16 protein-coding genes are annotated in these 17,928 nt (G+C 60.8%); 5 read left to right on the top strand and 11 right to left on the bottom strand.

Annotated features, from left to right (window positions below; all coding sequences use genetic code 11):
• Positions 1–157 precede the first annotated feature (157 nt).
• Positions 158–385 (top strand): hypothetical protein, encoded by a 228-nt coding sequence (locus B2S33_RS16895; RefSeq protein WP_049696160.1) that lies wholly within the window; start codon positions 158–160, stop codon positions 383–385.
• 17 nt (positions 386–402) lie between these two features.
• Here the strand turns inward: B2S33_RS16895 and uvsE are convergent, their stop codons facing one another.
• The 8 genes from uvsE to B2S33_RS16855 form a co-directional block, all read right to left on the bottom strand.
• Positions 403–1,416: a UV DNA damage repair endonuclease UvsE gene (gene uvsE, locus B2S33_RS16890; protein ID WP_028686993.1), complete on the bottom strand. Its 1,014-nt coding sequence runs from the start codon at positions 1,414–1,416 to the stop codon at positions 403–405.
• 27 nt (positions 1,417–1,443) lie between these two features.
• Positions 1,444–3,636, bottom strand: a complete 2,193-nt coding sequence (locus B2S33_RS16885; RefSeq protein WP_242810395.1) for a xanthine dehydrogenase family protein molybdopterin-binding subunit — start codon at positions 3,634–3,636, stop codon at positions 1,444–1,446.
• Positions 3,633–4,634: an FAD binding domain-containing protein gene (locus B2S33_RS16880; protein ID WP_088522960.1), complete on the bottom strand. Its 1,002-nt coding sequence runs from the start codon at positions 4,632–4,634 to the stop codon at positions 3,633–3,635. The genes B2S33_RS16885 and B2S33_RS16880 overlap by 4 nt, the downstream gene beginning before the upstream one ends.
• Positions 4,631–5,137, bottom strand: a complete 507-nt coding sequence (locus B2S33_RS16875; RefSeq protein ID WP_023536023.1) for a (2Fe-2S)-binding protein — start codon at positions 5,135–5,137, stop codon at positions 4,631–4,633. The genes B2S33_RS16880 and B2S33_RS16875 overlap by 4 nt, the downstream gene beginning before the upstream one ends.
• Before the next feature lie 97 nt (positions 5,138–5,234).
• The gene (locus B2S33_RS16870; protein WP_280076708.1) at positions 5,235–7,022 is read right to left on the bottom strand and encodes a thiamine pyrophosphate-requiring protein; all 1,788 of its coding nucleotides are present in this window, start codon (positions 7,020–7,022) and stop codon (positions 5,235–5,237) included.
• A gap of 107 nt (positions 7,023–7,129) precedes the next feature.
• On the bottom strand, positions 7,130–7,510 hold the full coding sequence (locus tag B2S33_RS16865; protein ID WP_027914736.1) for a hypothetical protein: 381 nt from the start codon (positions 7,508–7,510) through the stop codon (positions 7,130–7,132).
• 82 nt (positions 7,511–7,592) lie between these two features.
• Positions 7,593–9,071: an MFS transporter gene (locus tag B2S33_RS16860; RefSeq protein ID WP_028686997.1), complete on the bottom strand. Its 1,479-nt coding sequence runs from the start codon at positions 9,069–9,071 to the stop codon at positions 7,593–7,595.
• Positions 9,072–9,182: 111 nt separating this feature from the next.
• Entirely contained in the window at positions 9,183–9,626 is a 444-nt protein-coding gene (locus B2S33_RS16855) for a hypothetical protein (protein WP_027914738.1), read from the bottom strand.
• A 216-nt stretch (positions 9,627–9,842) separates the two neighbouring features.
• Here B2S33_RS16855 and B2S33_RS16850 point away from each other — a divergent pair, with 216 nt between their 5' ends.
• Together B2S33_RS16850 and B2S33_RS16845 are read left to right on the top strand one after the other, a co-directional pair.
• Entirely contained in the window at positions 9,843–13,499 is a 3,657-nt protein-coding gene (locus tag B2S33_RS16850; RefSeq protein ID WP_288650700.1) for a CheR family methyltransferase, read from the top strand.
• A gap of 393 nt (positions 13,500–13,892) precedes the next feature.
• On the top strand, positions 13,893–14,771 hold the full coding sequence (locus tag B2S33_RS16845; RefSeq protein WP_110606782.1) for a manganese catalase family protein: 879 nt from the start codon (positions 13,893–13,895) through the stop codon (positions 14,769–14,771).
• A 60-nt stretch (positions 14,772–14,831) separates the two neighbouring features.
• On the opposite strand, the gene B2S33_RS16840 is transcribed toward B2S33_RS16845, so the two are convergent.
• The 3 genes from B2S33_RS16840 to B2S33_RS16830 form a co-directional block, all read right to left on the bottom strand.
• Positions 14,832–15,956 (bottom strand): mechanosensitive ion channel family protein, encoded by a 1,125-nt coding sequence (locus B2S33_RS16840; RefSeq protein WP_028687000.1) that lies wholly within the window; start codon positions 15,954–15,956, stop codon positions 14,832–14,834.
• A gap of 210 nt (positions 15,957–16,166) precedes the next feature.
• A complete protein-coding gene (locus tag B2S33_RS16835) occupies positions 16,167–16,550 on the bottom strand; it encodes a low affinity iron permease family protein (RefSeq protein WP_042139293.1) in 384 nt (127 codons plus the stop codon).
• Between the two features lie 65 nt (positions 16,551–16,615).
• A complete protein-coding gene (locus B2S33_RS16830; RefSeq protein WP_154665190.1) occupies positions 16,616–16,765 on the bottom strand; it encodes a hypothetical protein in 150 nt (49 codons plus the stop codon).
• 127 nt (positions 16,766–16,892) lie between these two features.
• Between B2S33_RS16830 and B2S33_RS16825 the strand changes: the two genes are divergently transcribed.
• Positions 16,893–17,606, top strand: a complete 714-nt coding sequence (locus B2S33_RS16825; RefSeq protein ID WP_110606781.1) for a DUF72 domain-containing protein — start codon at positions 16,893–16,895, stop codon at positions 17,604–17,606.
• Between the two features lie 73 nt (positions 17,607–17,679).
• On the top strand, positions 17,680–17,904 hold the full coding sequence (locus B2S33_RS16820) for a hypothetical protein (protein ID WP_027914742.1): 225 nt from the start codon (positions 17,680–17,682) through the stop codon (positions 17,902–17,904).
• Positions 17,905–17,928 lie beyond the last annotated feature (24 nt).

Genomic DNA, 17,928 nt, shown 5'->3' with positions numbered 1-17,928 from the left:
AGACAGTTGCTCCCACAGGGGGAGCGCTGGCCAGGCGTCAAAGCTGCGCTTACAGCCAGTTACCTGCGCGTACGACTTAATGAACGTCATAAACATGCATGAGTCTACTTGATGCTTTCTCTTAGCGTGACTAATACTAAGGAACGGCCGGTGAGGGATGATCATGCAGATGCGATTCGTTGTGGTTCCAGCTGTACCGCAAACAAAAGAATGGCTGCCACGGCGACTCGGCTTTCCATCATCACTGGGGGAGGGCTACGACCTGTACGACACGCAGGACAAGGTCAGGCTGAGCCTGAACCTGCCTACTCGCGCACAGGCCGAGTACGAGTGCAGCTGTCGCAACGGCTGCGAAGTGGCCGGTGACCTGACCGGAAGCGGCTGAGGGCCTGCCCGGCCCGATCAAGCCAGGTAGTCGTTGAAGTAGTCAAGCGTGGCCAGGTTCTTGTCCTTGGACTCGAACATGATGTCGAACCTGTCGAGAAACTGAAGTGCGTAGCGGTTCGTCCAGCGGTTCCACATGCGAGCGCTGTGGGCGTACAGATCGCGTTTGTTCACCTGTTCCAGCAACTCACCGATCACCAGCTTGCGATCAGGCCCGAACCCCAGCGCCTGCAGGTGCTCCGGGGGCTGAGAGTAGTGCATGGTGGGGCGTACGCCGCGCCAGCTCTCGATCACCCGCTCAACTCGCGTATCGCCCGGGTCGATGTAGTCACCCTCATGAATCCAGCAATGGTGGATATCCAGCACCACCGGCGCCAGGTCAGCCAACGCCAGGCAGTCGTCGAGCCCATAGGTCTTCTCGTCATTCTCGAAGGTGATCACATTGCGGGCCACCTCGGACAGGCGTGGCCATACGGTGCGAATCCCCGCACCGCCCAGCCGGCCGGCAATGTGCACATTGCATTTGAAGTCCTGGAAGACCTGCCCGTAACCCATCATGCGGATCATGTCGGCATGGTATTCGAATTCGGCCAGGCTGTTCTCCACCACCTCGGGGCGGTCCGAGCCCAACACGCAGTACTGTCCAGGGTGAAATGACAGGCGTATCTGCCTGGCGCGCGCGAAAGCACCGATGGCGGCGAAACGTTCGGCCATCAGCGCTTGAAAGTCGGCCTCGCGGTACACGTGGGCCACGCTAGGGTGGCTGTACAGCGGCAGCAGGTCGCTGCTCAGGCGCAGCATGCGCAGCGCCTGGGGCAGCTGGGCCACATAGTCGAGCAAGCGCAGCTGGGCCTGGAGGTTGTGTTCCACCAGTTCAAGCAACTTGTTCCGAGCCGCCTCGCGGGAGGCGCCCGAAACCCAACGCAGCGTCGTGCTGCGCGGGTTGAACGTACGCTCGATGGTCTCCAGCTCCTTGACCGACAAGCTGCGGTGCGGGTGTCGGTACATGCAGGCGAAACCCAGGCGTGGCATGCGATTACTCCAGAGGGCAGGGCCCGTTTACAACAGCTTGTCCAAGGTGATCGGGAACTCACGGACCCGCTTGCCGGTGGCGTGATAAATGGCATTGGCCACGGCCGCAGCGACACCTACCACGCCGATCTCGCCCACGCCCTTGGAGCCCAGCTCGTTGACCACATCATCGTGCTCTTCCACAAAGATCACCTCGATATCATCAATGTCGGCATTCACCGGCACGTGGTACTCGGCCAGGTTGTGGTTGAGGATGCGGCCCAGCGCATGGTCGGTCTGGGTTTCTTCGTGTAGCGCCATGCCGATGCCCCACACCACGCCCCCCAGGATCTGGCTGCGCGCTGTCTTGGGGTTGACGACCCGGCCTGCAGCCACCGCACTGACCACGCGCTTGACGCGCACGGTCCCCAGGTCTTCGTCCACCGATACCTCGACGAAGACCGCCGAATGGGTGGCAGTGGAGTAGGGCTTGCGCTTGTCGTCAGGGCCCGCCTCGACCTGCACCTCGAAGCAGGCCTGCTGGGCACTGGGCAGCAGGTCGGCGAGGGCGAACGAATGCTCACCGGCGCTCACCTGGCCACCTGCGATCAAGAAGTCGGAATCGTCCAGGCTGGCCAGGCTCTGGTGCTGTTGCCTGGCTTGCTCGACAACCTGCTTGCGCAGCTCCAGGCACGCTTTGCGCACGGCAGAACCGACGGAGGACACGGTGAACGACCCACCTTGCAACGGCGCCTTTGGCAAGGAGGAGTCGCCAAGCAGGAACGTGACATCGGCCATGTCGAGGCCCGCGGCATCGGCAGCGATCTGCGTCATGACGGTATAGGTGCCGGTGCCGATGTCCGTGGTGGCGCTGCTGACGGTCAAGTGCCCGTCACAGCCCAGACGCGCCTTGGCGCTGGCTTGCATCTGCATGGCTTCCCATACACCGCCGGCCATGCCCCAGCCTATGCGTTGATTGCCGTCCCGCATCGAGCCGGGCGCAGCCTGGCGCTTGGCCCAACCAAAACGCTCGGCCCCTTGTGCGTAACAGGCTAGCAATTCCTTGCTCGAGTAAGGCTTACCCTCATTGCCATTGTGGCTGGCGAAGTTTCGTCGCCGCAACTCGACCGGGTCCAGCCCTGTTGCGCAGGCCAGTTCGTCCATGGCGCACTCCAGCGCCACCATGCCCGAACCTGCACCCGGCGCGCGCATGTCCAATGGGGTGTAGACGTCCAGTGGGGCCAAGCGGTAGCTCAACGCGACGTTGTCGCATTGGTACAGCATGCCGCTCCACTCGACGACGTGCTCGGCAAAGTCTTCAAACCGTGACGTCTGGCCGATGGCGTCATGCCCAATGGCAGACAGGCGGCCTTGCTCATCGGCCGCCAGGCGCAGGCGTTGCTGTGTGCGTGGACGGTAGCCAAAGGTGAACATCTGCTGGCGGGTCAAGGTCACGCGCACCGAGCGCATCAGGTGCAGGGCAGCCATGACCGCCAGGGGCAGCTGGTACTGGGGACGCAGGCCGGAACCGAAGGCGCCACCGACGAAGGCTGCCTTGACGCGCAATTTTTCCTTGGGCAGTCCGAATACGTTGTGCACGTATTCCTGGCAATTCTGCGTGCCTTGGGTCTTGTCGTGGATGACCAGGCTACCATCGAGCTGGTAGCACACGGTGGAGGCGTGGGGCTCCATCGGGTTGTGGTGTTCGTTGGCCGTCCAGTAGGTGGCGTCCACGCGGGTAGGGGCGCTGGCATACCGGCCTGGGAAGTCACCACGGGGCTCAGGTGTTTCAGCCGGCGCCTCGTGTGCTTGACCCAGTACCTTTTCCAGGTCGGATTCATGGCTTTCCTGGCTGTAATCGATCTCGACCAGCGAGCCCGCATGCCGAGCGATTTCCAGCGTCTGTGCGACGACCAGTGCGACGGGCTGACCGCTGTAGAACACGCGGTCATTGAACAACGGCCTGAAGGGTGAGCCCTCGGCTGCATCATCGTCACTGTAGTCATCGTCGTAGCTGGAAATGCGCGGACGGTTGATGTGGTCCAGTACTGCCACCACGCCTGGCACCTGTAGCGCTTTGTCGCTGTTGACCTTGACCACCCGGCCGCGGGCGATGGTGCTGGAAACGACGCTGCCGTGCAGCAGGCCTTCTTCCGGGTAATCGGCGGCATAACGTGCCTGGCCGGTGACCTTCGCTGCGCCGTCGACGCGGTCCGCTGGGGTTCCTACTACCTTGCTCATTGCGCGTCCCCCTCGAGGCTGCCGCCGGCGGCGGCCTCGTTCAATGCCCGAATGATGGCTTGTTGTGCCAGTTGCACCTTGAAGCCGTTCTGGCTCAGGGGTTGTGCCCCTTGCAGCAGGGCAGTGGCCACTTGCGTGAAGAGCTCGGTGCTGGGCGCCTTTGCTTGCAACATCGCTTCGACAGCTTCGTTGCGCCATGGCTTGTGGGCCACGCCACCCAAGGCGATGCGGGCCTCCTGAATAACCCCGCCTTCGATGTACAGGGCAGCGGCGACCGAGACCAGCGCGAAGGCATAGGAGGCACGATCACGTACTTTCACGTAGCGGAAATGCTCGGCGAAGCCTTGATCAGGCAGCTCGATGGCGGTAATCAGCTCATCAGGCGCCAGGTGGTTGTCCTGCTGCGGCGTATCGCCGGGCAGGCGATGGAACTCGGCGAACGGAATCTGGCGTTTGGCGGCGGGCCCTTGCACATGCACCACGGCCTTCAGGGCAGCCAATGCCACGCACATGTCCGAAGGATGAGTCGCCACGCAAGCCTCGCTGGCGCCGAGAATCGCATGAATGCGATTCAAGCCGCTGCGTGCCGGGCAACCGCTGCCGGGTTCGCGTTTGTTGCAAGGCGTACCGGTGTCGTAGAAGTAGTAGCAGCGCGTACGTTGCAGCAGGTTGCCGCCGGTGCTTGCCATGTTGCGCAACTGAGGCGATGCACCGGCCAGGATCGCTTGCGACAGCAGTGGGTAACGCTGGCGGATGAGCGGGTCCCAGGCCAGGTCCGCGTTGCTGACCAACGCGCCGATCATTACACCGCCCGCGTTGGAGGACTCGATACGGTCAAGTTCCAGTCCTGTGATATCGATCAGTCGCTCGGGCCGTTCGACATTTTCCTTCATCAGGTCGACCAGGTTGGTCCCGCCTGCAATAAAACGCGAGGACGCATCGGTCAGGCGCAGTGCCTCGTCCAGCGAGGCAGGCTTGTGGTAGCTGAAAGGGGTCATGTGCGGGCCCTCTTGATCAGCGGCAGGGCCTGTTCGACGGCGGCCACGATGTTGCTGTAAGCGCCGCAGCGGCAAAGGTTGCCGCTCATCTGCTCGCGGATGTCGGCACGGGTATGGGCGTGACCTTCATTGGCGAGGCCCACGGCCGAGCAGATCTGGCCAGGGGTGCAGTAACCACACTGGAAGGCGTCCTGACTGATGAATGCCTGCTGCATGGGGTGCAGTTGGTCACCCTCGGCCAGGCCTTCGATGGTGACGAGGTCGGCACCTTCGCACATCACGGCCAGGGTCAGGCAAGCGTTCACCCGGCGGCCGTCGCGCAGCACGGTGCAGGCGCCGCATTGGCCATGGTCGCAACCTTTCTTGGTGCCCACCAGGTCCAGCTGCTCACGCAACAGGTCGAGCAGGGTGGTCCAGGGTTGTACTGTCAGGGCCTGGGGTTGGCCATTGAGGGTGAAGTTCAGGGTCTGCTGTGCAGCGCCCTGTTCAGGGAGTGCAGTCATGGTAGGTCCTCACGGTTCGATTGCGCACAGTAGGCTGTGTCTATGGAGTGCGACTGGTCAGGCGCCCGGAACGTTCATCCCAAGCGCCAAGCCCTTGTCATTTCTTGCCTGGAAGCACCGCGCTCAGCACTTGCTTGGCGGTCTGCACGATCACGCCGGCTTCATCCGGGTCACCCTTGAGCAAGGTGGTCGCAAACTTCCTGGCCTGCTCAAGTTTCAGGTGCGGCGGCAGTGGCGCTACGTTGGGGTCCGTCTTGAACTCGATCAGGACTGGGCGATCGGCCGCCAAGGCACGCTCCCAAGCGAGAGCGACATCTTCTTCACGCTCGACGTAGATACCCTCAAGACCAATCGATATGGCGAACAAGTGATAAGGCACATCAGGGATCGACTGAGAGGCTTCGAACTTCGGATCGCCCTCCATCACGCGCTGCTCCCAGGTCACCTGGTTGAGGTCTTCGTTGTTGAACACCGCGCAGATCCACGTGGGGTTTTCCCACTGCTGCCAGTATTTGGCCACTGTGATCAGTTCGGCGAGGTTGTTCATCTGCATGGCGCCGTCGCCCACCATGGCGATCACCGGCCGGGTCGGATGGGCGAACTTGGCAGCAATGGCGTAAGGTACGGCCGCACCCATGCAGGCCAGGCCCCCCGACAAGGAACACTGCATCCCTTCGCGGATCATCAGATCACGGGCGTACCAGTTGGCGCACGAACCTGAATCACTGGATATGATCGCTTGGTCCGGCAGGCGCGGGGAGAGCTCATGCACCACTCGCTGCGGGTTGATCGGGTCGGCCTTGACCAAAGCGCGTTTGGTCAATGTCTTGTCCCAGCTGGCGCGCCACTTCTCGATTTTCTTGCGCCAGCTGTGATCAGGGCGCGCGTGCAGCAAAGGTAGTAATGCCTGCAACGTCTGCGCCGCGTCACCGACCAGGTTCACCTCCATGGGATAACGCAGGCTGAGCATGTCGGGTTGCAGGTCGATTTGCACGCCGCGCGCCTGACCTTCCTTGGGTAGGAATTCGGAATACGGGAAGCCAGAACCAATCATCAGCAGCGTGTCACATTCGGCCATCAACTTGTAACTCGGCTCCGTCCCGAGCAGGCCGATGGCGCCAGTCACCCACGGCAGCTCATCGGGCAGCACGCCCTTGCCCAGTAAGGCCTTGGCAACGCCAGCACCCAGTTGCTCGGCCACTGCGGCTACCTCGTCACTGGCACCCAGCGCGCCGGCCCCGACCAGGATGGCGACCTTGCGTCCGGCGTTGAGCACATCGGCGGCGCGTTGCAGGTCGGCATCGAAGGGGACCACCTTGGGTTTACTGTAACCAACGCCCGAATGAACGGTGCCATGGGCGCGGGGCGGGTCTTCGTAGGGCAGGTCCTGCAGATCGTTGGGCAGAATCACGGCAGTCACACGTCGCTCTCCAACGGCCGTGCGCACGGCGCGGTCTACCAGATGACGTACCTGTTCAGGCGTGGATGCCTGTTGCACGAACGCGCCAGCGACGTCCTTGAACATCGAGACCAGGTCCAGCTCCTGCTGATAGTGACCGCCCAAGGCTGCGCGCGCCTGCTGGCCCACGATGGCCAGCACCGGCTGATGGTCCATGCGCGCGTCGTACAAACCGGTCAGTAGATGCGAAGCACCCGGGCCGGACGTCGCGATGCAGACGCCCAGCTCGCCAGTGAACTTGGCGTGGGCACTGGCCATGAAGGCAGCCATCTCTTCGTGCCGGGCCTGGATGAATTCGATCTTGCCGCCCGCGCGGTTCAGGGCGCCGAACACACCGTTGATCCCGTCGCCTGGGTAACCAAAGATGCGGCGTACGCCCCATTGGTACAGCCGCTCGACCAGAAAATCGCCTACAGTGCCGCTCATTGTCTTCTCCTGCCGCGTCTCGGATAAGTTCTGGACTTGACAGGGAATACTAAAGTTTCAACGGACTTGAAGCGGTTCAGCCGACCGGAATAACCCGTTCGTGCAAATCAACCGTGCTTGCGCAGCGCTTCGATCAACTCGGCCTTGGTCATGGTCGAGCGGCCTTTGATGTCCTTGCTGCGTGCCTCCTTGAGCAGACTTTCCTTGGTCTGCGATTCGAGGGAAGCCGAGCTGTTGCGCGCGTGCCCCTCACGGGTCTTGGCAGCTCGTTTGGCAGAGTCCGAACGTGCGCTTTCCTTGTCTGTACTGCTGGTCTTGCTGCCAGAGCCACCTTGCTTGTCGCCCCCACCGGATTGCTTGTTCACCGTAGCCCAGGCGCGCGCCTCGGCTTTGTCCTTGGAGAGCCCTTTGTCCTCGTAACTTTGCTCGATGTGCTCGGCTTTGCGCTTTTGCTCTTGGGTGTACTTGTCCTTGTCGCCGCGTGCCATGGTCGCCGCTCCTCTCTGATGGATATAGGGTTGAAGGCCAGCACGCGCTCAAGTGCCGGTTGGCGGACGGGCGGTGGCCCTTTTAATCGGCGGACTCCACCTGAGAAAGGGGACGGGCAACGTGCTCCAGTGACCGGCGCTCTGCGGCTACGCCGTAAACGGCCTGAACGAATGCCGCTACCAGCATGAGCGCGGCGCCGAGCAGATACCCATACCAGACCTGGGTGCGCTCGCCCGATTCGATCAAGGCACCGAACAACGTCGGCCCCACCATGCCACCGAGCCCTGTGCCGAATGCATAGAACACGGCAATGGCCAGAGCGCGGATCTCCAGCGGGAAGGTTTCTGCGACAGTAAGGTAGGCAGAGCTGGCCGCAGCCGATGCGAAGAAAAAGATCACCATCCAGGCGATCGTTTGCTCGATGGCATCGATCATCCCCTGTTCGAACAGGTAGCCGCTCAGGGTCAGCAGTATGCCCGACAGGGCATACGTGGCGCTGATCATGATGCGCCGCCCCAGCACATCGAACAGCCGCCCGAGCAACAGCGGGCCACAGAAGTTGCCGAGCGCGAACGGCAGGACATACCAGCCAACGCTGGAGGAGGGCACATCGTAGAAATCGGTCAGCACCAGGGCATAGGTGAAGAAGATGGCATTGTAGAAAAACGCCTGCGCCGTGAGCAGCGTCAGGCCTACCATGGCCCGGCGTCTGTGGACCACGAACAGGCTGTGAAATATCTCGGGCAAAGGCGTGTGATGCCTGGCACGCAATTGCAGGGGCGGAACATCTACCGCAGGCAGTCTCAAGCCTTGAGCGCGGCACTTGCGCTCGATATCGGCCACTATACGCTCAGCAGCTTCGGGCTGATCGTGAATCATCAGCCACCGCGGGCTCTCCGGCACCCACAGCCGCATCAGCATGATCAGCAATCCCAACGCGGCGCCGGTGCCGAAACAGAGGCGCCATCCGAGGTCGCCGTTCGCGATCGACGGGTCCAGAAGCACAATGGCGCCCACTGCACCCAGCGCAGCGCCGAGCCAGAATGTGCCGTTGATGGTCAGATCGACCCAGCCCCTGTAGCGCGCTGGGGTGAACTCCTGGATGGTCGAATTGATGGCCGTATATTCCCCACCAATGCCCGCGCCTGTGAGAAAGCGAAATGCCAGAAAGCTCCACAGGTTCCAGGAAAATGCCGTGGCTGCGGTGGCCCCGATGTAGAGCGCCAGGGTGATGAAGAACAGTTTGCGCCGGCCCAGGCGGTCGGTCAGCCATCCGAAAAAGAGTGCGCCGAGCACCGCCCCTGCGATGTAGATGGCGCCAGCCAGACCAACGTCGCGGTTGCTCATGGCCAGAGCAGGGCTGTCCTTCAGGGCGCCGGCCAGTGACCCGGCAAGAGTGACTTCCAGGCCGTCCAGTAGCCACGTGATGCCAAGCGCCACCACCAGCAACGTGTGAAACCGGGTCCATGGCAGTCGATCAAGGCGGGCAGGAATATCCGTGCTGTAGAGCCGCTGATCGGGGCTGCTGGCATGTGTGCCGTGTCTAGGTTTAGTCGTCACGCCAGCCTCGAGCCTCTATCGCTGCCGTTTACAGGAAGGGCTGCGAAGCAGCCCTTAGATTCCAGGTATCAGGCTCGGTGAGCCTTTGCGATGATCAAGTACCCCTGATGATCAGCTACCACCACCCGAGCCGCCTGCGCCGCCCGTACCGCCACCTGTACCGCCGCTCCCGGTCCCACTGCCCATACCGGTACCCCCGCTGCCGCCCATGTCGCCTCTACCGCCCATGTCGCCGCTCCCGGTACCGCCCATGCCTGAGCCACTCCCGGTGCCGCCGGGACCCGTGTTCGCCCCACTACCGGTACCCGAGCCTGAGGTTGTGCCATCGCCACCCGTGGCGTCTGTACCATTGCTTCCGGTGCCACTGCCGGTACCCATGCCGTCCCCTGGGGTGCCGGAACCGGTAGCGCCGCCGGTGCCATTCATGGTCCCGTGATCACCCGACTGCATGCTGGGGGTGTGCTGATCGTTCATGTTGGTAGCTGCCATGACCATTGGCGCGGACGCACCCAGGCAGAGTGCAAGCAGCAAGGAAGAAGGTTTTAGCATTGTCATGATGAAGCTCCTTTTATGAGGTGTCCTCGTAGTGTTCGTCAGGCTGCACTACCACGCCGTGCCCTGTAGGCGACGAACGGGCCTTTCCCTAGGGCGATGAAGTGCCAACCGACCGCCTGGCAGGGCATGCGGTTTTTTGCGGGTGTTCCGGCGCTTGACGGGGGTCATACAGGAAAACCACGTCACTTCGTGGATGTTTTCAGACAGGAACCAACGATGAACAGCCCGTCCAGCACCGCCGCCAACACAGATCGAACCGTACCCAGCCAGCTTGGGTTTCCGGTGGTAGGCATTGGTGCCTCGGCAGGCGGTATCGCCGCGCTCAAGGTTTTCTTCGAACACATGCCGGCTGAGAGCGGCATGGCATTCGTCATCGTGCTGCACCTCTTGCCCGATCATCAGCGCGTCGCGGATGGGATCATTCGGGCCGCGACTTCCATGCCGGTCGTACAGGTAAACAGCTGCGTGCCCATCGAGCCCGATCACGTCTATGTCATTTCACCTGCCTGGCAACTGATCATGGCTGACGGCCACCTCAAGGTCGGTCCCTCTTCGCGGCCTTTGGGAAAGCATGTCGCCATCGATTTGTTCTTCCGTGATCTGGCCGATGTGCACAAGCAGCGAAGTTTCTGTGTAGTGCTTTCCGGTGCAGGCAGTGATGGTGCAGTGGGCTTGTCGCGTATCAAGGAGCAAGGTGGCATCACCTTGGTGCAGAGCCCGGCCGATGCCGAATTCGACGGGATGCCGCTGGCTGCCATTGCCACCGGACTGGTCGATGCGATACTGCCGGTAGCCGACATACCGCAAAAACTGCTCGGTTTCTGGATGGGCATGCGCAGCATCCGTGTCGCCGATGCAGAGGCCGGAATCCAAGCCAACGCTGCGCAAGCGGGAGAGGATAGCGAGCAGGCGCTGCAGGACATTCTCATGACCCTGCGCAACTGTACCGGGTACGATTTCCAGCACTACAAGCGCGCGACGGTCATACGGCGCATCGAACGCCGCTTGCAGATCACTGGCCGGGCCGACCTGCCGAGCTACCTGCGTCATCTTGAGCAGCACCCTGATGAGGCAAAGAACCTGCTCGAAGACCTGCTGATCGGTGTGACGAACTATTTTCGCGACCGGGAAGCCTTCGAGGCGCTCCAGCGCTTGGTATTGAGCGTTGTCTTGAACCCAGGTGGCCCTGAGGACAAGCGTGAAGACGTGCGAATCTGGTCCGCTGGCTGCTCAACGGGAGAAGAGGCCTACAGCCTGGCGATACTGTGTGCCGAACACCGCAAACTTGAGCCTGCTCTGCTCAAGCTGCAGGTATTTGCCACCGACATCGACGAGCGCGCGATTGCCATAGGTCGCGCGGGGATCTACCCGGAGGCGATCATCACCGATGTATCGACCACGCGCCTGCGCCAGTACTTCGCCAAGGAGAACGATCACTACCGGGTAAGGAAGGAAATTCGTGAGAAGGTTCTGTTCGCCAGGCACAGCTTGCTTTGCGACCCGCCTTTCTCACAGGTAGACCTGATCGTGTGTCGCAACGTGCTCATCTATCTGGATCGCGAGATCCAGAAACAAATGCTGCAGATGTTCTATTTCGCGCTACGCCCTGGCGGCTACCTGTTCATGGGCTCCTCGGAGTCTGCTGACCTGTGCCCGGAGCTGTTCAAGGCGGTCGATAAACGCAACCGGATTTTCCGCGCCAATGTCGCCGCCAACATCCCCGTCGAGCAAAATCAAAATCAGGTGATGACGAGCCTGGAGAGCGAGCTGCATCGCACCAAGCTGCACCTGCAGGAAACCATCGAAAAGTCGGAAGTCTCCAGCGAAGAGCTAGAAGCTTCCAACGAAGAAATGCAAGCCATCAACCAAGAGCTGCGCTTGGCTACCGAAGAGCTGGAAACCAGCAAGGAAGAGCTTCAGTCGATCAACGAAGAATTGCTCACGGTCAATTTCGAGCTCAAGAGCAAGGTCGAAGAAACCGACAAGATCAACGACTACCTGGCCAACCTGATCGCTTCTACCGACATCGCCACAGTGTTCGTGGATCGCAATATGCATATCCGCTGGTTCACGCCGCGAGCGCAGGACATCTTCAGCATGCGCCAGACGGACACGGGCCGTTCGCTGCTGGATATCACCCATCGGCTCGATTATCCGAAAATGACCGAGGACGCTGCTGCGGTTCATCAATCGCTGACCGTCAGGGAACGAGAGGTCAGTAGCAGTGACCGACGCTGGTACATCGCTCGTCTGTTGCCTTATCGCTCGAGCGAGGACCACATCGACGGTACGGTGCTCACGTTCATCGACATCACCAAACGGCGTGAAGCTGAACAGGACCTGCGCCTGGGACAGGAGCGCATGCGACTGGTAGCGGAAAGCACCCAGGACTTTGCCATCATCATCCTGGACGGCAACGGCGTCATCTGTGAGTGGAATCGCGGTGCGGAGTCTATCTTCGGCCACAGCGCCGAGCAGATTGCCGGTAGCCATTTCGACGTGCTGTTCACGGACCAGGATCGAGCTGCTGGTGTACCTGAAGCCGAATTGCGCAAAGCCCAGGTAAATGGGCGTGCCGAAGACGAGCGCTGGCATTTGCGTCGCGACGGGAGCCGCTTGTACTGCAGCGGGGAAACGGCGCGCTTGCGTGGTGATACCCCGGGGTACGTGAAGATTGCCCGTGATATGACGGGGCAGAAGCACCTGCAGGATGAACAGGGCAAGCGCCTGGCTGAGACACGTACCAGCAGCTTGCTCAAGGATGAGTTCTTCGCCTTCATGTCGCACGAGCTCAAGCATCCGCTGAACCTCATTCAGCTCAATGCCGAGATATTGCGCCGACTGCCTGCCGTGCAGTACACGGCCAAGGGTGGCAAGGCGCTTGCCGTGATCAACGACGCAGTGACCAGCCAGACCCGCATCATCGATGATTTGCTAGACGTCGCTCGCCTGCGGACCGGAAAGCTCATGCTCAAGAAAGAGCTTCTGGATCTGGGCGATATGCTCAAGTCGATACATGCCATGGCCATTGAGGAATACCCCACGGCCCGTATCCTCCTCGTACTGCCCGAACCGCGCGGTCCGATGGTGGTTCATGGTGATGCGACGCGTCTTGAGCAGATCATCTGGAACCTGATCAACAATGCCCTGAAGTTCAGCGGCCCGCAGGCATGGGTCACGGTCGAGCTCTCGCTTACCGAAAAAAACGTGCGTTTGGCTGTCAGCGACAACGGCCCTGGCCTGTCTGCAGATGATGTGACAGACATCTTCGAGCTGTTTCGGCAGCCCCACCACACCCGTCATCACGGTGACGGCCTGGGCATCGGGTTGTCACTGGTCAAGCAACTGGTGCAGGCCCATGGCGGTACTGTGAGCGCACACTCGGCGGGGCTGGGGCTTGGTTCAACATTCAGTGTCCAGCTGCCGCTGTCGCAGCGCACCCTTGGGAAGGGCGCAGCCAACCCAGACGCTGGGCCCAGTGAAGGCAGGCTCAAGGGCGTTCATGTCTTGCTGGTAGACGATTCTGCGGACGTTGTGGACGTCATGCGGATGCTGCTGGAAATGGAAGACGCCCACGTTACTACGTTCCTCAATCCGGTTGAGGCGCTGGAGAATGTGGGAGGGCACCGGTTCGATGTGATACTGACCGATATCGGCATGCCTGAAATGGACGGGCACGCATTCATCACGGCGATTCGTGAACAAGCTCAGTATCAGGCGACGCCTGCAATCGCGTTGAGTGGCTATGGGGTCAGCCCGCCAAGCCGGGAGGGTCGGGTCGCGCACTTCGACCTGCAACTGACCAAGCCCGTGCACTACGACGAGCTGGTAGGCGCCATTGAGTCACTCTGTCGTGCCTCGCAAACGCTTTGAAAGGAAATCGGTGGGCAGTGCAGCTCACCGGCTTAGCGGCACATTCGAGGGCCACCTGCCGAGAGTCTCGCCAGTAAGCCATATCTTGGACAACTTGCGCCCGGCACGTTCGCGCGCCATTGAACATGCCTTGGGTTATTGCCGCCATGGACTTTTCCCCATCCACTACTTGCACGCCATTGCTTGGCGCGTTTCGTCAGCCTGATGTGAATTACTTGCGCGATAGGCCGTGGGGCGTCGGTCCCTTGAGAACACAGGGCTCACTTGTGTGACCCCGAGAGGGGCAAACGACCAGGCCAAACGGCTGGCCGACCTAGCGATGAGAATCGTTGATCAACGTTGAAACGACCGGTGTGGCGCCCGCTGCGTCGGCACGATGATGAGGATTTACCGATGTTCATGCACAACAAACGATTGCAGTACACCGTCCGTGTCTCCCGGCCCGACCCCGGCCTTGCGAACCTGTTGCTCGAACAGTTTGGCGGGCCCCAGGGTGAACTTGCCGCCGCGATGCGTTATTTCACCCAGGCCGTGACCGAGGATGATCCAGGGCGCAAGGACATGTTGTTCGATATCGCCACCGAAGAACTCAGCCACCTCGAGATCATTGGGTCGATTGTGGTCATGCTCAACAAAGGTGCCAAAGGCCGTTTGGCCGAGGGTGTGGAAGCCGAGGGTGAACTGTATCGATCACTCACGGGCGCGGGTAACGACTCGCATGTCACCAGCCTTTTGTATGGTGGTGGCGCTGCGCTGGTGAACTCTGGAGGCATTCCCTGGACGGCTGCCTACATCGACACCATTGGAGAGCCTACGGCAGACCTGCGTTCGAACATTGCCGCCGAGGCCCGCGCCAAGATCGTGTACGAGCGTCTGATCAACGTGACCGATGATCCCGGCATCAAAGATGCGCTCGGTTTTCTGATGAGCCGAGAAATCGCCCATCAGATGTCTTTCGAGAAGGCGCTGCATTCCATTCAGCCCAACTTCCCACAAGGCAAAATGCCGGGTGATCCCGAGTTCAACCGCACTTACTTCAACATGTCCCACGGCGGTGAGGTGCGCGGATCGTGGAACGAAGGTCAGGATTGGGTCTATGTAGATCAGCCGCAGCCGGCTGTGGATGGCGGTAACGGTATGGCTTCGGTGGAGTTGGATGGAGCCAGTGCGGACGCAGTGGAGGCCATGAAGCTAAGGACCATGTCCGATCCCGACCTGCAACCGATGACCGGTGCCGAACTGGGCAAGGTCAATGGTGATGAGCCTATGTGAGACGGCAGGGCAGCGGACCGCCGGGTCCGCTGCCACGTTCAAGCGTCACAGGTGACGCTCTCAAGCCCCCCGCATACCCAGGTTGTCTCGCCCTTGCGCATGCACGTTCGCCTCCTGCGGCAGCGCCGTGACCTTGATGGCCCGCACCGGTACGGCGAACTTGGCGCCGATTTTCGAGAACCGCTCAAGCAGCTTGAAGTTGATGGCCTGTTGAATGTCCATGTACAGGTTGTAGCCTGGGTCCTGCACGATATAGACACATTCGAACTCAAGCGCTTCCTTGCCGAAGCCCCGCAGGTGCGCGCGGTCGAAGCGTGCTTGCGTTTGCGCCTTGATCGCTTCCTCTACGATCCCGGGTGCCTTCTTCACCGCCTCGGTAGGCGTGTCATAGGAAAGACCAAATTCGAACACGATGCGTCGTTCTTGCAGGCGCTTGTAGTTCTGGATGGTGCTGCTGATCATGCTGGCATTGGCCATGACGATCTGCTCGCCGCCCAGGCTGCGGATGCGCGTGGTTTTCAGGCCCACATGTTCGACGGTACCGGCCAATGGGCCAATGACGATGAAGTCGCCCACCTCGAACGGCTTGTCCACGGCGATGGACAGCGAGGCGAACAGGTCACCCAGAATGTTCTGCACAGCCAGGGCGACCGCAATACCGCCGACACCCAAGCTGGCGACGAAGGCGGTGATGTTCACGCCCAGGTTCGACAGCATGGCCAGTAGCACGATCGACCATAACAATACCCGCGCACCCCAGGCCGACAACGTGGCAAGGGCACTGCTCTGCTGGGAACCGTCCGGATTATGGCGGGTGAAGTAGCGGTCCAGGCCCAGACCGATGGCACGGTTGACCCACAGGCCGATCTGCAACGCGGCGACGACGAACCAGAGGCTGCCGACCCGGCTCAACCAACGCTCCGGCAGGTCGAGCATGCTCAACCCCACCAACAGTGAAGCCAGGAACAGTAGCGAGTTGCTGGTGCCTGACAGTACTTTCTCAACCACATGGCTCAAGGCACCGGAGTGAGATGACCAGTGCTTGACGCGCCGCTGTACGAAGCTTATGGCGGCCCTGGCCACCAGGAACGTCAGGACGGCCACAGTGACGGCGAGTAACAGGTTCAGAATGGAAATACCGAAGAACGTGGTATCGGTGAAGAGTGTAATGATGCGATCGCTCATGAAGGCTTGCCTCCTCTAGCAAAGATTTCGAGGTGTCAGGCGTCGAGCAAAACAATTGCCCTGCGAGTGGTTATCAGAGGGTGGGTGCACATCGATCATAAGAAGATGAACAGTGCAGACCGGGTAAGGGACCGTGCGCCCGTAGGCCATTGATTGGCCCACGATTGACAACAGGTGGGGCCCCGTCCAGCGATGCGCTGAGAGGGCTCCTCATGGATGCGGCACATCGTCTTCAAGCGTTGCGCCGGTACGCGCAGCCAGCGCACGGTATTCCTTGCGCAGCTCGCGCAGGGTCTTGCTGTCCATGGCCTCCAGGTCCAGCACCGAACGTTGCGCCGATTGAGTGGCGCGGATCAGCTCATCGAGCTTGACGTGAATGATGTCGTTGTCCCGGTTCTGGGTGTTTTGGATCAGAAACACCATCAGGAATGTGATGATGGTGGTCGAGGTGTTGATGATCAGTTGCCAGGTATCGTTGTAGTGGAACCATGGGCCGGAAACCGCCCACATGATGATGAGCACGATGGCCATCAGGAATGTGCTGGGGCGGCCAGCCTGGTTGGATAGCCACTGACAGAACTGCGCGAACTTCATCGGATCCCTCCTGGTGATTGCAGTGGTTTGCGGCGGCGCAGCGTACGCCGCCAGGTGTGAAACGATCAGCCGTCAGATTGTTCTTCAGGTGGCACCTGGCCTTCCGGCCATTCCGGAGCCGGCTCTGTGGGCGCCTGTTCAGGTGTACCAATGGTGTCACCCGGATTGTGGGGTACGTCGTCCACATAAGGGTCTGGATGATTGGGGTCAGTCATGTTGGATTCCTCTGGGATGTGCTGCGTTAGTGCCCAGCCCGTTGCCGGGTGTTCCATCGATCTGCCCAGTGGAACGTCCTGACACTGAAGCGGCTCCATCATTGAGTGAGTTCAACGGACTACTGAGATGATCTACTTAGGCTGTGCAGGCTGGAGTCTGCCCAAGGAGCATGCTCCGGCTTTTCCCGAGGCAGGCAGCCATCTGGAGCGCTACGCTGCGCGCCTGAGCGCTGTGGAAATCAACAGTTCGTTCTACCGGCCCCATCGGCCGCAAACCTACGCGCGCTGGGCCGCATCGACACCTGAGGGCTTTCGCTTCTCAGTCAAGGTACCCAAGGCCATTACCCATGAGATGCGTCTGCAAGGGTGTGAAGCGGCGTTGGACAGCTTTCTGGCCCAATGCGGGGAGTTGGGGGAGAAACTGGGCTGCTTGCTGGTCCAGCTACCACCGTCGCTGAGCTTTGACGAAGCGGTAGCCAGGCGTTTTTTCGAAGCGCTGCGCCGCCGGTCCGACAAGCCGGTCGTCGTCGAACCTAGGCATGCGACATGGCGTTCAGCGCAAACGCTGCTGATTGACCTTCAGGTGGGACAGGTGGCGGCAAGTCCGCCTAGATTCGCGCTAGATGGCCAGCCCTCAGGATGGCCAGGCATAGCGTATTGGCGGTTGCACGGCGTACCGGTTTTGTATCACAGCGCTTATTCCGATCCATGCTTACGGCAGCTTGGCGCGCAGGTGACACGTACCCATGTTCAGGGGGCGATCACCTGGTGCATCTTTGACAACACAGCCAGTGGCGCCGCCGTGGGTGATGCGTTGACGGTTCGCAGTCACCTGGGCTAAGCGAAGCGGATCAAACTTTTCCCCGGCGTTGCGCTCTGCTCATAAAGACACCCTGTTGAAGTTGGAGATGCCCATGAAAGACACTCATACCCACACCGGCGACAAAGTCCCGCGTCCGATCTCCTCTGAGGAAGCGCAAAAAGGCGAGCAGTCACCTGATCCGGTGTTGGAACGCCCTGATCCGGCCACTGAGGCCGTAGACAAGGCGATCACCCCGACATCCATCAAGGAACTGGAAGAGCAGACGCGGGCGATCGAGCAGCAGACTGAAAACGTCGAAAAGCGCCTGGATCGCTAAGCGATGGGGTCGTTTTGCTGCATG

It is taken from the genome of Pseudomonas sp. UBA5568 (assembly GCF_002425525.1).
GTDB classification, from domain to species: Bacteria; Pseudomonadota; Gammaproteobacteria; order Pseudomonadales; family Pseudomonadaceae; genus Aquipseudomonas; species Aquipseudomonas fulva.
Note: the sequence above shows the minus strand (reverse complement) of the source record. Positions and strands in the feature narration are given on the sequence as shown.

What these genes read in the sequence shown, in the direction of transcription:
- B2S33_RS16880 (WP_088522960.1), bottom strand. Translation starts at nt 4,634, where the DNA reads ATGACCCCTTTCAGCTACCACAAGCCTGCCTCGCTGGACGAGGCACTG.
- B2S33_RS16895 (WP_049696160.1), top strand. Translation starts at nt 158, where the DNA reads ATGATCATGCAGATGCGATTCGTTGTGGTTCCAGCTGTACCGCAAACA.
- B2S33_RS16875 (WP_023536023.1), bottom strand. Translation starts at nt 5,137, where the DNA reads ATGACTGCACTCCCTGAACAGGGCGCTGCACAGCAGACCCTGAACTTC.
- uvsE (WP_028686993.1), bottom strand. Translation starts at nt 1,416, where the DNA reads ATGCCACGCCTGGGTTTCGCCTGCATGTACCGACACCCGCACCGCAGC.
- B2S33_RS16820 (WP_027914742.1), top strand. Translation starts at nt 17,680, where the DNA reads ATGAAAGACACTCATACCCACACCGGCGACAAAGTCCCGCGTCCGATC.
- B2S33_RS16870 (WP_280076708.1), bottom strand. Translation starts at nt 7,022, where the DNA reads ATGAGCGGCACTGTAGGCGATTTTCTGGTCGAGCGGCTGTACCAATGG.
- B2S33_RS16825 (WP_110606781.1), top strand. Translation starts at nt 16,893, where the DNA reads ATGATCTACTTAGGCTGTGCAGGCTGGAGTCTGCCCAAGGAGCATGCT.
- B2S33_RS16840 (WP_028687000.1), bottom strand. Translation starts at nt 15,956, where the DNA reads ATGAGCGATCGCATCATTACACTCTTCACCGATACCACGTTCTTCGGT.
- B2S33_RS16845 (WP_110606782.1), top strand. Translation starts at nt 13,893, where the DNA reads ATGTTCATGCACAACAAACGATTGCAGTACACCGTCCGTGTCTCCCGG.
- B2S33_RS16830 (WP_154665190.1), bottom strand. Translation starts at nt 16,765, where the DNA reads ATGACTGACCCCAATCATCCAGACCCTTATGTGGACGACGTACCCCAC.
- B2S33_RS16885 (WP_242810395.1), bottom strand. Translation starts at nt 3,636, where the DNA reads ATGAGCAAGGTAGTAGGAACCCCAGCGGACCGCGTCGACGGCGCAGCG.
- B2S33_RS16850 (WP_288650700.1), top strand. Translation starts at nt 9,843, where the DNA reads ATGAACAGCCCGTCCAGCACCGCCGCCAACACAGATCGAACCGTACCC.
- B2S33_RS16855 (WP_027914738.1), bottom strand. Translation starts at nt 9,626, where the DNA reads ATGACAATGCTAAAACCTTCTTCCTTGCTGCTTGCACTCTGCCTGGGT.
- B2S33_RS16865 (WP_027914736.1), bottom strand. Translation starts at nt 7,510, where the DNA reads ATGGCACGCGGCGACAAGGACAAGTACACCCAAGAGCAAAAGCGCAAA.
- B2S33_RS16835 (WP_042139293.1), bottom strand. Translation starts at nt 16,550, where the DNA reads ATGAAGTTCGCGCAGTTCTGTCAGTGGCTATCCAACCAGGCTGGCCGC.